Source organism: Paenibacillus xylanilyticus (genome assembly GCF_013359935.1).
Taxonomy (GTDB): domain Bacteria; phylum Bacillota; class Bacilli; order Paenibacillales; family Paenibacillaceae; genus Paenibacillus; species Paenibacillus xylanilyticus.
This window is the reverse complement of record NZ_JABMCB010000202.1, coordinates 20,917-34,921: the sequence shown is the minus strand read 5'-3', so window position 1 is coordinate 34,921 and position 14,005 is coordinate 20,917. Positions and strand designations below refer to the sequence as shown.

Annotated in this window: 14 protein-coding genes; 2 read left to right on the top strand and 12 right to left on the bottom strand. The window is 45.0% G+C overall.

All coding sequences use genetic code 11. The features are described from left to right. Nucleotides 1-106: 106 nt before the first annotated feature. Nucleotides 107-697 (top strand): RNA polymerase sigma factor, encoded by a 591-nt coding sequence (locus HP552_RS27020; protein WP_175398477.1) that lies wholly within the window; start codon nucleotides 107-109, stop codon nucleotides 695-697. After that, on the top strand, nucleotides 675-1,631 hold the full coding sequence (locus tag HP552_RS27015) for a hypothetical protein (RefSeq protein WP_175398476.1): 957 nt from the start codon (nucleotides 675-677) through the stop codon (nucleotides 1,629-1,631). Before HP552_RS27020 ends, HP552_RS27015 begins: the two co-directional genes overlap by 23 nt. A 4-nt stretch (nucleotides 1,632-1,635) precedes the next feature. Here HP552_RS27015 and HP552_RS27010 read toward each other — a convergent pair whose 3' ends face one another. The 12 genes from HP552_RS27010 to HP552_RS26960 form a co-directional block, all read right to left on the bottom strand. Next, nucleotides 1,636-2,127: a hypothetical protein gene (locus HP552_RS27010; RefSeq protein ID WP_175398475.1), complete on the bottom strand. Its 492-nt coding sequence runs from the start codon at nucleotides 2,125-2,127 to the stop codon at nucleotides 1,636-1,638. Nucleotides 2,128-2,345: 218 nt separating this feature from the next. Continuing rightward, nucleotides 2,346-3,824: an Lsa family ABC-F type ribosomal protection protein gene (locus HP552_RS27005; RefSeq protein WP_175398474.1), complete on the bottom strand. Its 1,479-nt coding sequence runs from the start codon at nucleotides 3,822-3,824 to the stop codon at nucleotides 2,346-2,348. A 108-nt stretch (nucleotides 3,825-3,932) separates the two neighbouring features. After that, complete coding sequence (locus HP552_RS35490) at nucleotides 3,933-4,061, bottom strand: hypothetical protein (RefSeq protein ID WP_281366171.1); 129 nt, start codon at nucleotides 4,059-4,061, stop codon at nucleotides 3,933-3,935. Nucleotides 4,062-4,218: 157 nt separating this feature from the next. Then, a complete protein-coding gene (locus tag HP552_RS27000; RefSeq protein ID WP_175398473.1) occupies nucleotides 4,219-4,857 on the bottom strand; it encodes a sugar O-acetyltransferase in 639 nt (212 codons plus the stop codon). A 143-nt stretch (nucleotides 4,858-5,000) separates the two neighbouring features. Continuing rightward, the gene (locus HP552_RS26995) at nucleotides 5,001-5,144 is read right to left on the bottom strand and encodes a hypothetical protein (RefSeq protein WP_175398472.1); all 144 of its coding nucleotides are present in this window, start codon (nucleotides 5,142-5,144) and stop codon (nucleotides 5,001-5,003) included. A gap of 232 nt (nucleotides 5,145-5,376) precedes the next feature. Beyond that, nucleotides 5,377-6,342 carry an ABC transporter ATP-binding protein gene (locus tag HP552_RS26990; RefSeq protein ID WP_175398471.1) on the bottom strand — a complete coding sequence of 322 codons (966 nt, stop codon included), beginning with the start codon at nucleotides 6,340-6,342 and terminating at the stop codon, nucleotides 5,377-5,379. Beyond that, on the bottom strand, nucleotides 6,335-7,318 hold the full coding sequence (locus tag HP552_RS26985) for an ABC transporter ATP-binding protein (protein WP_175398470.1): 984 nt from the start codon (nucleotides 7,316-7,318) through the stop codon (nucleotides 6,335-6,337). Before HP552_RS26985 ends, HP552_RS26990 begins: the two co-directional genes overlap by 8 nt. 10 nt (nucleotides 7,319-7,328) lie before the next feature. Then, a complete protein-coding gene (opp4C, locus tag HP552_RS26980) occupies nucleotides 7,329-8,222 on the bottom strand; it encodes an oligopeptide ABC transporter permease (protein WP_175399125.1) in 894 nt (297 codons plus the stop codon). A gap of 58 nt (nucleotides 8,223-8,280) precedes the next feature. Further along, entirely contained in the window at nucleotides 8,281-9,237 is a 957-nt protein-coding gene (locus tag HP552_RS26975; protein ID WP_175398469.1) for an ABC transporter permease, read from the bottom strand. 75 nt (nucleotides 9,238-9,312) lie between these two features. After that, nucleotides 9,313-11,040, bottom strand: a complete 1,728-nt coding sequence (locus HP552_RS26970) for an ABC transporter substrate-binding protein (protein WP_175398468.1) — start codon at nucleotides 11,038-11,040, stop codon at nucleotides 9,313-9,315. Between the two features lie 319 nt (nucleotides 11,041-11,359). After that, entirely contained in the window at nucleotides 11,360-12,268 is a 909-nt protein-coding gene (locus HP552_RS26965) for an ArsR/SmtB family transcription factor (protein WP_246311084.1), read from the bottom strand. A gap of 147 nt (nucleotides 12,269-12,415) precedes the next feature. After that, nucleotides 12,416-13,732 (bottom strand): hemolysin family protein, encoded by a 1,317-nt coding sequence (locus tag HP552_RS26960; RefSeq protein ID WP_175398467.1) that lies wholly within the window; start codon nucleotides 13,730-13,732, stop codon nucleotides 12,416-12,418. Nucleotides 13,733-14,005: the final 273 nt, after the last annotated feature.

Below are 14,005 nucleotides of genomic sequence, written 5' to 3'. Positions count from 1 at the left end.
CTTTCTCCTATTGTCGGAGCAACCTCCCATTGTGTCATTTCCATATAATGTTGTAAAATGTAATGATACCAATGTTTGTGGATTGTTCACCAGAAAGGAGAACATCATGGCCAATCGGCTCCAGTTACTCTTGGCCTCAGATTTCCATAATTTGAGCCCCACACTTCAGGAAGAAGTGTATTACGAATACTATAATATGGTTCATGGTCTCATCGTTTATATCATCAAGGAACGTACTGCAGCAGAAGATATTATCCAGGAAGCATTTATCAAGATTATTAAAAACAAACCTATTTTCGAGAACGAAGTCAAACTGAAAGCCTGGCTCAAGGTCGTCACCCGAAACACGGCTATTAATTATCTGAGAAAAAATAAAAATAACCGTAACCAACTGGATACGGATAGTGTTTTTATAGATATGGAGACAATCAATCAGACAGCAGCATCCGTAGAGAGCACTGTGGAGACGCAAATGATGCAGGAATCCATTGAGTTCTATCTGGAACAACTGAAACCCGAATATCGAGTGCTGGTAGAGCTGCGCTGGAAAGAAGGATTGTCCTATCGGGAAATGGCTGAGCTGCTGGACACTTCGGAAGAAATCGTGAAACAACGTTTGTTCAGGGCCCGAGGCAGTATCAAGAAGCAATTACATAAGGAATGGGGTGGGACCATTGAGCAAAGGCAAGTCAGATAGGCATGTTGAACATTTAAATTCAGAGCTGGAGGAAGAATATTTCGATGCCGCGTTTGATCTGGCGTTTGATGAAGCCTTCCATCAGGCTGTCTCTGCTCCCCCTACCTCCAATACGGAACCTATGCGTCAATCCTGGCTGCAAGTTCAAAGGGAAATTACGCGAATTGGCGTAAGAAAAAAAAGAATGCGCACTTTGCGCTTATCTATTGTGGTGGCTGCATCGTTAACGATCGGTGGTGTCATCTTCAGTTTGCCATCCGGGACACAAGCCGTTTCACCTTTTGTCCAGTCGATCAAGGATTGGGGCAACGGTGTAAAATCAATCGTGATTGAGGATCGTACCACTCAGCTCGGAGCGGATCCTTCAACCGCCAAAACAGCGCCTCCACCTGAACGTGGAATTAATGAGGCTCCCCAAATTTTTACTGGCGATGAGGCTGAGGAATTTGTGCAACAATTTGAGGACAAATCCATCGTCCTTGAAGAGGTAGTCGTAACGGAAGAAATAGCTCGCTCGGGATTCAAGGGTGACTTTTTGTTGTCAAGAGCTATACCCGAGCGTTTTAAAAAGGTTAAATATGAGCTGATTCTGAATCCTGATATCCCGGTTAATTCTGACGATTATTATAAAACCGATCGGATGAGGGTCCGCTATATGGGTGAAGGCAAGAATGGTGAAGAAGAGATTATCCAATTTGACTATGTCAATGTCATGCCTGGACAGGTCATTGAAGGTCCAATGCTCCGTGAAACCAATGTTGTAAAATTAGCTGACGGTAGCGATGCTTTTGTATACATCGGCCCACCCTATAACACATTTCAATGGATGATGGGTTCGGTAAACATGAGTTTATTTGGGACCGTTACACAAGATGAAATGATTGCAATAGCCAATGATCTGCAGGAACAGAAATTTCCTGGCAGTACCCAATAATCAATCAAAATAATACGTTACTTGAAATATCTGTTGTAGTCTCGGGTTTGGTTCCGTCATCAGCTGTATGTTTACTGACAACCCGATAGTAATAACCTGTGATGACTGTCCAACTGGACTGAGCATAAAGGGATTGCGTTTGTGTCTTCTTTTTGGAACTGGTCCGATAGGTCACCCATTCCGAGCCGGTCCAACGTTCCAGTCGATACTCGACTTGAAGGGATTTCATTTCCTTGAAGGTTGATGTCGTTGTAGTTACGTTTGCTGTCAGGCCGCCTCCGGGTGCAACGTTACCATCGGCCTGATAGATATATTTTAGAGCTGCCAGGGAGTGAAAACTTGGTTCCAGTGGCGGTGGTGGTGCAGTAAGTGCTCTAGACGCCAGATTTGGACTAGCCACGACGATACTTCCGGCTGGGATGGATAGGATTGCAGGGATCGATAATGCAGCAGCAAGTGTAACTTTTAGGATGGACGACAACCTCATTTTCCACATATTCATTCCTCCTCAAATGCCAGATTTGATTTTGTGTAAGGTATAAACGGATGGAGTGGCTTGCAGGTTTCAAAAAAAAGACGCTCCGACTTTTGATGTCGGCAGCGTCTTTCTTTCTTGCGTTGAATCTGTGGGCAGGTTAAAACCCAAATTGAAACGTAAACAATTCAGCTTTCGTATAGGCATATTAAGGAGTTAAGGAGTTTCCACTCCCCCGTTCATAACTCAATGATCTTCGTTGCGATATTTGCACAAAATTCACTGTCATGTTCCACAAAAAGAAGCGTTGGAGAGTGCTCTAGAAGCAGGTCTTCAATTTGCATGCGAGAGATGACATCAACAAAATTGAGCGGTTCATCCCACACGTGCAAGTGTGCCTCCTCGCTGAGGCTTTTGGCAATCAGTACTTTCTTTTTCTGGCCAGCACTATAGGTTGAGATATCCTTATCCAATTGCAGTCTCGAGAAATCCAACTTTCGTAATATAGATTTAAAGAGGCTCTCGTCAATACCCGCAATAGACGCGTACTCTGATAAGCTTCCAGCGAGACCAGATGTATCCTGTGACACATACGAAAACCTAACCTGAGGATCTTTGCGAAGATGACCTGTATATGAAATATCCTCTCCGCAAATCAATTTAAGGATACTTGATTTACCAGATCCATTTTTACCATAAAGAGCAATACGGTCCCCTTTTTCAACCGTAAAACTTATGTCCTTACACACTGTATTGGAACCATATGCAATCGACACATTTTCCAGTTGAATAATTTCATTTTTGTGAAAGTCCAATTGATGAATCTGCAGCCTTTCTGCACTTTCAATATTTTTGAGGAGTTTGGACTTTTCTTGAATGGCAGACAGCTGCCGCTGCTCAATGTTTTTGGAACGTTTCATCATTTTTGCAGCCTTGTGCCCAATATAGCCTTTATCCACCTTAGAGCCGGAGTTTCTTGTACCATTTTTGGATTTTTCGACTTCATGGGACCAGCCCCCGGTCCGTTTGGCTGAGTCAGATAAACGTTTAATGTCTTTTTTCAGTTTTTCGTTGCTTGCCAGTTCATATTCATCTTGTCTCTTTTTATTTTCCCACCAAGCGGAGAAATTCCCTTTTTGAATCTCGATGTTTGTTTTATTGATCGAAAGAATGTGATCTACACTGTTATCCAGAAAGGAACGATCGTGGGATACCAGGATAAAACCACTTTTCCTGCTCAGATAATCACTGACGAGCTTTCTTGCATGCAGATCGAGATGATTGGTAGGTTCGTCAATAAGCAAAAATTGATTTTCCTTCATGAACAACGCAGCCAGCATGACTTTCGTTTGTTCCCCATTGGATAAGGAATCAAATGGCCGATATAAAACGTCCTCGGAAACCTGCAAAAGGTTAAGCTCTCGCACGAGTTCCCAATGCTGATAATCTGGATGAACATCACTAATCACATCGAGAGTCATCGAGTCTTTATGTTTAACATGGAAGGGAAAATACTCAAAATGAACATTTGAAGAAATCGTACCACTGTATTCATATTTACCGAGCAGCAGGTTAAGGAACGTCGTTTTCCCTCTCCCGTTTCTTCCGGTAAAGCCCAGTTTCCAATCGGAGTCCAATTGAAAACTCACATTTTCAAATATGTTATCGTAACTGCCATCATAGGCAAAAGTCAGGTTTGAAACGTTTATTATTGACATAAGGGATCATCCTTTTCATTTATGTTAAGTAGCTAAATGAATGAGGTTATGACCAAGACATGGTTCCCTTATTTTATCCGATCTTCTATAAATCCAAGCATTTGAAACTTAACGCCAGGTGCATCTATACATAGACGGATAAAGCTCCGAATTCCGATTCGTGATTTGGTGAACCGTGCCAATGTTCATATCCAGTGACAGGTTCACATAAACATCTACAACCTCTAATTCAGCCATAACTCTATCCCCCTTTAAAATCATATGACTTCAGATACCAAAAACTTAACATGGATATGAATCAGGGGTCAAGGATGATGAGATTTACTTATAGAAGATCACGTGCAAAGTTCATAGCCACCCAAGGACAAGAGCTTGCTCCCTTTATATAGCGTGTCTATTCGGCAAGGCTGCAATCCGCCAAAACTTCCGGTTTATAGCGCATACTGTCCGCCTCCGTAATCTTTCGAATGACTCTACATGGGACACCAGCTGCGAAGGAATCTTCCGGGATGTCCTGAGTCACCACACTTCCAGCACCAATCACGCATCGATCTCCGATGGTGACACCTCCACATACAGTGACATTGGCCGAAAGCCACACATCGTTTCCAATAATAACAGGCTTGGCATAACAAAGGGACTTAAGAACACCGTTCTGATCGAGCATTTGCCGACGCTCGGAGGCAATAAGCGGGTGGATGGGTGTAACAATGGTTACATTTGGCCCAAAACTGGCATCATCTCCGATGGTAACCCGGGCATCATCCTGAACAGTAAAGTTGTAGTTGGCAAAAAAATGATTTCCGATTTCTGTATGAACCCCATAATGAAAGAAAACGGGTCCTTGAATGAAGCAATGCTCCCCCTTTCGACCAAGTAGCTGTGTCAGAATCGCTTCACGTTCCTCTGTCTGATCCTCGAACATGTGGCTATATTGATGGCTAAGATTGTGAGCACGAAGTTTCATGGCCTTCAGCTCCGCATTGCCAGGACAAAATAAAATACCCTTTAATATCCGTTCTTCTTCAGTCATATTTTTAACTCCCATTTAATTGATGTTTTTAGGCTTATAAAAAATATAAACATTCCACTTTATATCTCTACTTTATAATGTCTATTTATAAAGTAGGTGAAAAATGAATAAGTTCATGATACTAATAGCCATCCTTATATTCTTCAATCAAACAAATCATCGATCGAGCGGATTGGTTTTACTTCCATAGACTGCTTCGACGCGGCTAAACTTGCATAGGCGCCAGCCCAGATGACTACGGCTAAAATAATGTAGACCATTTTCTCACCTCCCCAGGTTGCCATCATTATAACTCCTCTCTGGATGTAATCATTTTACGCCAATAATAAATACACTTTATAAAGATTATGAATTAAATATGCAGGATATCGTTATCCTTTGTCAATACTCATCATAAGCCAATGGTACGACGGTACAATCACCCCCAACTCCCCTGTGATTTCTTGTATGAACAAAAAAGCCGCTGCAATAGCGACTTGAGATGTATTATATGTTGGAGCTTCTCGACAATAATAATTTTCACGCCAAATGACAAGCTACAAAATGATTCCCGCCAACGTTGCGATATTCCGGAACCTGTTGTTTGCAAATGTCTGCTACCCATGGACAACGCGTATGGAATTTGCATCCCGCTGGCGGATTTACGGGACTCGGAATATCCCCTTTCAGGACAATTCGTTCGCGCTTCAACTTCGGAATCGGTACAGGTACTGCAGACAGCAATGCCTTGGTATATGGATGCAATGGGTTACTGAAGAGTTCATCCCTCGGTCCCGTCTCGACCATCGATCCCAAATACATGACCCCAATTCGGTCACAGAGATGTTCAACCACACTCAAATCATGAGAGATAAACAAATACGCAAGTCCGCGTTCCTGTTGAAGCCGTTTGAACAGATTAATAATCTGTGCCTGAATGGATACATCAAGTGCCGAGACCGGTTCATCCGCAATGATCAATTTGGGATTCATGACCAGCGCGCGTGCAATGCCGATTCGCTGTCGCTGTCCACCGGAGAATTCATGAGGAAAGCGATCAATATGGTATGATGACAGGCCGCAAGCGGCAAGTACCTCCTTGACTAGATCTCGTACTTCTCCTTCTGTTGCCAGCCCATGATCCAGCAGCGCTTCACCAACGGCATCACCAATACGTATGCGTGGATTAAGGGAACTGTACGGGTCTTGAAAAATGAGCTGGAGCTGGGGACGAATCTTTCGTACCTCTTGCAGAGACAAGCTGTGAAGGTCCACACCTTGAAAACGAATCTGCCCATCGGTTTTTTCCGTTAATCGAACGATGGATTTCCCAACCGTGCTTTTACCGCTTCCAGACTCTCCAACGAGTCCAAAAGTCTCACCTTCATGAATGGTGATACTAATATCATCGACAGCTTTTACATGTGCCACAGTACGATTCAGTAATCCTTTACGTACAGGAAAATATGTCTTGAGATGTTCGATTTCGAGTAAAGGCTCAGACATGGCTAACAACCTCCTCATACAACCAGCAGGCTGCCTTTTGACCTTGTCCAAGTTCCTGGAGTGCAGGCATACGTGCAGTGCATATAGGCATGCAGTGCTCACAACGATCAGCGAAGTGACATGATTCTGTCAGTGATAACGGATCAGGCACATGCCCGGGGATGGAGTACAATTCCTCCTGCCTTTGATTGATCACCGGTTTGGAGCGCAGCAGTCCCTGGGTATACGGATGTTTGGGGGATTCAAACAATTGCACAACCTCCCCTTCTTCCACTACTTTGCCCGCATACATCACTACCACGTAATCAGCCATTTCGGCAACAACTCCCAAGTCATGCGTAATCATCAAAATGGAAGTACCCGACTGTGATTTGATCTGATGCAGCATATCGAGGATCTGAGCCTGAATGGTTACATCCAGTGCAGTGGTAGGTTCATCTGCGATCAGCAACTTTGGATGACAAGAGATGGCAATGGCGATCATGACCCGCTGCAGCATCCCCCCACTTAATTCGTGAGGATAACTGTTGGCAATCTGTTCTGGGCGAGAGATTCCCACTTCGGCAATCAGTTCAACCGCTCTGGCGCGAGCCTGCTTTTTAGTCATTCTCAGGTGTACAATTAGCGGCTCCATAAGCTGCTCCCCAATCTTCAAGACGGGATTCAGCGAAGACATGGGTTCCTGGAATATCATTGAAATTTCATTTCCACGGATCGTACGCAAGGAGGACTTGCTCTCACGCAGCAGGTCCTTTCCGGCAAAACGAATGGCTCCTCCCACCACCTTACCAGCCGGTTCTTCGATCAGCCCCATGATGGACATGGCTGTTACACTTTTACCGCAGCCGGATTCGCCAACAATGCATACCGTCTCTCCTTCACGTACTTGTAGACTTACGCCATCCACGGCTTTGACATGTCCTTCTTCTGTGTAAAAATGCGTTTCGAGTTGTTCAATTTCAATCATATTTTGCATGGCGGAGTACTCACCTTCTCTTCTGTTTGGGATCTAGAACATCTCGAAGACCATCACCAAAGATGTTTATGGCGATTACGGTAACAAATATGGACAACCCCGGCGGAATCCACAACCACGGATGTTGTTGAAAATCTATCATGTTGTTGGCGGCATCAATCATGTTGCCCCAGGTTGGCGTAGGCGGCATGACCCCGAGTCCAAAAAAGCTGAGTACCGACTCGCTAAGAATGGAACCCCCGATATTCAGGGTAGCCATCACGATCAGCAAAGGTACGATATTGGGCAGCAGATGATGAAACAATTTGCGGCGGTCCCGTAATCCAAGCACGATAGCGGCCTGCATGAATTCCCTCTCCCGCAGACTCAGCATCTGTCCGCGCACCATTCGGGCCATGCCCGGCCAATTTACAAAACTAAGCATCAGCATAACGATATACATTCTTGAGTCCGGTGGAACTTTCCAATCCGACAATAACGCTCCGAAAATGAACAGAAGCGGAAGCCCGGGAATCGTAAGCAGCAAGTCGGCGATGCGCATGATGACTTGATCCACAATCCCGCGGTAGTAACCTGCAATGGCTCCAAGCAGAGAGCCAATAAATACGGATAGCACCATCGAAGCCAAACCAACCGTCAGTGAGATTCGTCCAGCCATTAATACCCGGGTCAGCACATCTCTTCCCAGTGCGTCCGTCCCCAGCCAGTGGTGGATACTCGGAGCTTGTTTCATTGCGGCCATATTAATTTTGTTATCCGTATAGGGTGAAAATAATGGCCCAATAAAACATGCGATAAACATGAACAGAACGACTACAAACCCACCAACGGCAAGTTTGTTTTTGAGAAGGCGTTTTAGCGACAACCTCCACAACGAAGATCTGGGTGCAACCCGAACAGGCATGGAAGCTTCTGCAGCACTGCTGGTTACAGATGTTGAAGATGTCATAATTACAGCCTCCCTATTGCAGACGGACACGCGGATCTGCAATGTGATACAGCACATCGGACAGAAGCGTTCCAATCACGGTCAGAATCGCGATAAACATCGTGAAACCCATAAGCAGCGGATAATCCCGCAGCGAGAAAGATTGCATGTATAATTGACCGATTCCAGGCCAACTGAATATCTTCTCAATAATCAGTGAACCCCCGAATAAGGACGGAAGTTCAAAACCGACCAGGGTTATCGCAGGCAACAAAGCATTACGCAGAGCATGGGTGTAGAGCACTTTGCTTTCTTTTAACCCCTTGGCCCGTGCCGTACGAATGTAGTCCTGTTTGATCACATCAATCATGTTGCTGCGGAAATACCGTGTAAGCGACCCTACACCAAGCAGCGTCATGACGATGACAGGCAGGGTCATGTGGTGAATCACCTCTTTGACATACGCCAGACCGGTTGCATTGCTGCCCGTAGTGATCATGCCGCCGGGAGGCAACCATTTTAGGTCAACAGCCAGCATTTTGATCAGAAATAATCCGATAAAAAATGAAGGCACTGACATGGCGGCAAATATGCCAATCATGACAAAGTTATCAAACCACGAATACTGCTTGTAAGCGGCAATGACTCCGACAACAACTGCAATAAACCAGGTGAGGAACGTGGTTACTGCAGCCAGCAGGAATGAATTCCAGATGTATTCGTTGAACAACGCAAGCACTGGCTTCTGCTGTGCTAGTGAATAACCAAAGTCCCCGTGCAGGGCATTTTTCATCCAGATGAGATACCGCTCAATCACGGGCTTGTCCAATCCGTACAGTTCCCGTAGCTCGGCCTTCCGTTCGGGACTCAGCTTGATATTGCTGGAGATATAGTCTCCGGGAGTGAGGGCGTACAGACTGAAGATTAAGACGGAAGCTGCCAGCAAAATAACGACCATGTACGTCATCCGTTTCACAATGTAAGTGCTCATATCTGGCTCCTTATCAATGCATCCCCTGTATCTGCAGCATCGCAAACACAAGGGACGATTTGTGTAGTTCGTATTTTATTTCAGAGACCATTCTGGCAAGCTGGTTGCAATGCCGCGGTATGGACTGACAGAGAGCCCATCGATACGACCGTTATAGGCATAGACCGTTTTTTTGTAACTTGTGAAAATGACGGGCAGCTCATCATTCAGCAATTGGTATAACTCTTGATATACTGCCTTCCGTTCCTCGATGTCTGTCGTAGCCAGACCTTTGTTGTACAGTTCTTTCACTTTGGGATTGTCATACCCCTTTAGTTCTCCATCCACAAATTGCTGAAGTCCGTCTGAAGGGTCTGTGAGCATCGGAGTCGAGAATGAAGCCACGTCGTAATCGCCGCTTTCGACTTTCGATACGAGTGAGTTAAAATCAGCAAAGACTTCAGGCTGGAATTCGACTCCAATGGCTTCAAAGTTCTCCTTGGCTACAGCGATAAATATATCGGTGGCGGGACTCTTGGTTCCAAGGAAATGAAGTGAAAGTTTCTTCCCGTTTTTCTCACGAATACCATCGGTACCCTTGGCCCATCCTGCTTCGTCCAGTATTTGATTTGCTTTGTCCGGATCATATGCATATGGATTAATGCCCTCTTCCGTATAAGACCAGGAGATCGGTGAAGCGGGAATGTTGGCTACGGCACCTGCGCCCTGGTTGGCATCCACATAAATGGATTGGCGATCAAGGCCGTAGGTGATGGCTTGCCGAACTTCTTTTTCCTGCAATTGTTCATGCTCCAGATTAAGCTGCAAATATCCGTAAGTGCTTGGTGTGTAAGGCAGCAGATTAAGGTAAGGGATATTCTTCAGCTTGTCGATATTTTCCTGGGTAGCCGTGAACGATGTAAAGTCGATCTCTCCCGTTTCGATGAACTGCCAGGTATCGCCTTCCGAAGTTTTATAGATGAAATGTTCCGTTTTCGGTTTACCTTTGTAGTAATATTCATTGGCAACGAACCGTACTTCCTGTCCTGGAATGAATTTTTCAAGCTTATAAGGCCCATTGCCTACCGGATTGGAATGAAGATTTTTAATATAATCCAGCTTCCCGAATTGGTAGTCTTTGCCGTAATAGGCTTTGGAGAGTACTTCCGAACCAAGCGTAAGCAGTGCTGTTGCGTTCGGCTTTTCCAGAGTCACCGAAATGGTCAGTGGGTCAATGACTTTAATCCCCTCAATATGGTCCGCTTTTCCCTCGGTATAAGCTTTGCCACCCTTAACTTGTGATGAGAAAATATCAAATCCGCCGTCATAGGACTTATCATGAAGTATCGTCCACGTAAAGGCGACATCGTCAGCCGTGAGCGGTGAACCATCACTGAACTTGGAATCTTGTCTCAGGTGGAATGTGTATGTAAGCTGATCGTCCGATACATCCCAGCTTTCGGCCAGATCCGGGACAGGCAGCCCTTTCTCATCCACCGTAACCAGCGAAGCAAACAGCAAGGAAGCCACATTGCCGTCATAGCCGCTCTGATGGAAATAAGGTGTAAATGCGCCGCTTGGATCGGTGAGGCCTACAATAATCGTATCGGACCTCTTTTTCGCCGTATCGGGCAGCTGATTCAGGTCCGTGGCCTGGAATGGAGCATCCAAAGCAGATGCCGCAACTGGAGTCGCCTGCGTACCCGAATTCGTCGTTCCGTTTCCGGAAGATGTTGTCTCTGTACCCGCACCACCGGAGCATGCAGACAACAAGAGTGTGCTGCTGATTACCAACGATGCCCATGATATTGCTTTTGATCTCATAATGCCCTCCCGATTTGTCATCACTCTTATATTTCTCGCTCAGCCGTTACTAATTTCTAAAATCATTTAAAATATGTACAATTCCTATGAAATTAGTAAGGTATAAGTTCGATAAGCCCTATTATAAGAACGCCATTCGGTTCTGTAAATAGAGAACCACAAAAAAATATTTATATTAAACCCATTAATATCCACTTTAAAGCGATAAAATAGCCGTATGAATTGCACGGATTACCTGAAAATATTTCTGTTCCGTGACAATAACCATACGGCTACTATGAGATAAAATTTTTTAGTAAAAACCACATTTTGATAAAGCTTATTGTTCCAAGTATTTCAGTACGTTGGGCAGAATTTGCTCCAAAGCACGAGGACGAAGTGTATATTCCACCAGACTTTCACCTTCGAAGTGTGCATACACCAGTCCAGCTCCGCGAAGTTTTGAGAGATGATCATGCGTGATTCCTTTCGAGAGCTTCAGATGGCGAACAATTTCAATAAACGAGCGAGGCCCTTGAGTCAGATAGCGCAGGATTTTCAGCCTGTTTTTCTCTCCGAGACTGCGAATAACCCGCAAATGGTGGGTAGGGATATATTCCTGATCTCCTGTATAAATTCGTGAGGCATAATGGCATACGATTGTATCTCCAAAAGATAAAATTACATTTAGGGGCTGAAAATGAAATTGTGGCACAAGCAGCACTCTCTCCAGCCCGTTGATCGGACGGAACATTAAACCGTTGGTTGCGTCGTCCAGCACCTCCTCCTGAGGAAAGAAGTTTAACTGGTTGCTGCGGTGTTGTGCCTCTTGCTGCAGGTCCTGCAAAACCGACTGATCCACCAAGCGGAAATATTGCCGGTTCCACTCCGTTAATACATAAAGCATCTTGCTTCTGTACGCACTCAAGTCGTCTGGATAGGGGAAGCTGTATCGAGCAAAAATGTTTTCTAGTTCTTCCTCTGCAAGCTGTCTGAACCAATCTATAAACGATTCTGGCTGCTCTGCCTCAGTTCGCAAACAGACAAGCAGATACATCCATTTCCAATCATCATCCACTTTCATGTCCTTCAAGACATCGACAAGCTCGGATGAGAGCTTCTCTTCGGTTTCCTGAGCCCAGCTTGGCGATAAATCAATCTTTTTATGAGATTTCCGGCATATGTATGTATGCAAACTGGCCATAAACTCAAACACGGGTGTAAAACCAACTTCAATGCAATAACTCAAGTGTACTCCCTCCTATCTTGCAAAGTTGTTTTATTATAACCTGTTTCCTGTCATGCACGCCACGATGAACAAACAAAAAGACCGTGCAGTGACATCACTGCACGGTCTCCTTATGAAGGCATATCGGAGTCAGAACCATTCATCAGATTAAGCCCCTTCTTCCTCAACCAACATCTCCAGTTTGATCACATTTACCCGTGAAATTCGCTTATGCTCCGTCTCCTGAATGACGAAAACATATCCTCCATATTCCACGGATTGACCAACCTCGGGCGGGATAGCGTCTACTCTGGAGTAGAGCCATCCACCAATCGTATCGTAGTCGCTCCGATCCATGTCCAGTTCGAACCGCTCACTGACTTCTTCAATCAGCATCATGCCGTCAATGGAGTATTCCATCTCATCCACTTTCTCAATGGCAGGTCGCTCCTGATCAAATTCATCCTGGATCTCGCCCACGATCTCTTCCATAATGTCCTCCAGCGTCACCATCCCGGAAGTTCCTCCGTACTCATCAATCAAAATCGCAATCTGTGTCTTGCTGCGCTGCATACGCTTGAGCAGATCACTGATGGGTGTCGAATCCGGTACGGCGAGGATCGGACGAATCACGGAAATCGTGTCTGTGAGCTGAGACCGCATCAGATCTTTGATGTGAATAAAGCCAATAATGTGGTCCTTGTCACCGTTATAGACCGGATAGCGGGTCCGCATGCTTTCACTGGCAATTTCCAGGTTTTCAAGCATGGACTGATTGGCGTTCAGACAAATCATTTCCGTCCGCGGAATCATAATTTCACGGGCGGTTGTTGCCGTAAAATCAAATATATTATCAACAAGCGCCAATTCAGTATTGTCAATTAAACCGCTCTTATTGCTTTCTTTCATGAGAATGCGTATTTCATCTTCGCTATGCGCCGAGTCATGTTCCGAAGCAGGTGCCATTCGAAACAATCTCAGCAGGCTGTTCGCCATTCCATTTAGAGCCCAGATAAAGGGATACATTAATTTGTAAAAGAACGTAAGCAGTGCCGCAGACCATAACGTCACCGTCTCGGATTTGCGGATTGCCATCGTCTTGGGAGCAAGTTCCCCGAGTACAATATGCAAAATCGTAATAATAACAAAAGCAATTACAATTGATATTCCGTGTACGTATACCGGACCGAGTCCAAACGCGGTAAACATGGGCTCAAGCAAGTGAGCAATAGCAGGCTCTCCAAGCCAACCCAGTCCTAGCGAAGCCAGCGTTATGCCCAATTGGCACGCAGACAGGTAAGCATCCAGGTTACGTACAATATTGGAAGCATAGATCGCTCTTTTGTTGCCTGCTTCCACCAAAGCTTCAATTCGGCTGCCGCGCACTTTCACCATCGCGAATTCTGCCGAGACAAAAAAACCATTCATTAATACAAGCAAAGCAATTAAAAATAAATTTAATATACTCGGTAAGGGGTCACTCAAATTGTCATCCTATTCGCCGTCATTCTTCGGCAAATAGGTCCACCTCCTTCGAAAATGTAGGATATTAGCCATTCTGCCGCTCATATGCAGTTTCAACTTCCCAATGCTTCCACCTCCATCTTTGTTCTGTCGAATAAAAGGATATGCTTCTTTTATTATATAACTCTAGACTACACAGTCAATCCGTGTCCTATGACAACGAAATGGTGATAATCAGCTATTTACTTAACAAAAGTAGCGAATACGCCATTTTGTTTACGTTTTGCTAACTAA

Bases quoted from the DNA above. Each gene is read 5' to 3' on its own strand.
- HP552_RS27020 (WP_175398477.1), top strand. From the start codon at position 107: ATGGCCAATCGGCTCCAGTTACTCTTGGCCTCAGATTTCCATAATTTG.
- HP552_RS26985 (WP_175398470.1), bottom strand. From the start codon at position 7,318: ATGCAAAATATGATTGAAATTGAACAACTCGAAACGCATTTTTACACA.
- HP552_RS26975 (WP_175398469.1), bottom strand. From the start codon at position 9,237: ATGAGCACTTACATTGTGAAACGGATGACGTACATGGTCGTTATTTTG.
- opp4C (WP_175399125.1), bottom strand. From the start codon at position 8,222: ATGCCTGTTCGGGTTGCACCCAGATCTTCGTTGTGGAGGTTGTCGCTA.
- HP552_RS26990 (WP_175398471.1), bottom strand. From the start codon at position 6,342: ATGTCTGAGCCTTTACTCGAAATCGAACATCTCAAGACATATTTTCCT.
- HP552_RS26995 (WP_175398472.1), bottom strand. From the start codon at position 5,144: ATGATGGCAACCTGGGGAGGTGAGAAAATGGTCTACATTATTTTAGCC.
- HP552_RS27010 (WP_175398475.1), bottom strand. From the start codon at position 2,127: ATGTGGAAAATGAGGTTGTCGTCCATCCTAAAAGTTACACTTGCTGCT.
- HP552_RS27000 (WP_175398473.1), bottom strand. From the start codon at position 4,857: ATGACTGAAGAAGAACGGATATTAAAGGGTATTTTATTTTGTCCTGGC.
- HP552_RS26970 (WP_175398468.1), bottom strand. From the start codon at position 11,040: ATGAGATCAAAAGCAATATCATGGGCATCGTTGGTAATCAGCAGCACA.
- HP552_RS27005 (WP_175398474.1), bottom strand. From the start codon at position 3,824: ATGTCAATAATAAACGTTTCAAACCTGACTTTTGCCTATGATGGCAGT.
- HP552_RS35490 (WP_281366171.1), bottom strand. From the start codon at position 4,061: ATGGCTGAATTAGAGGTTGTAGATGTTTATGTGAACCTGTCACTGGAT.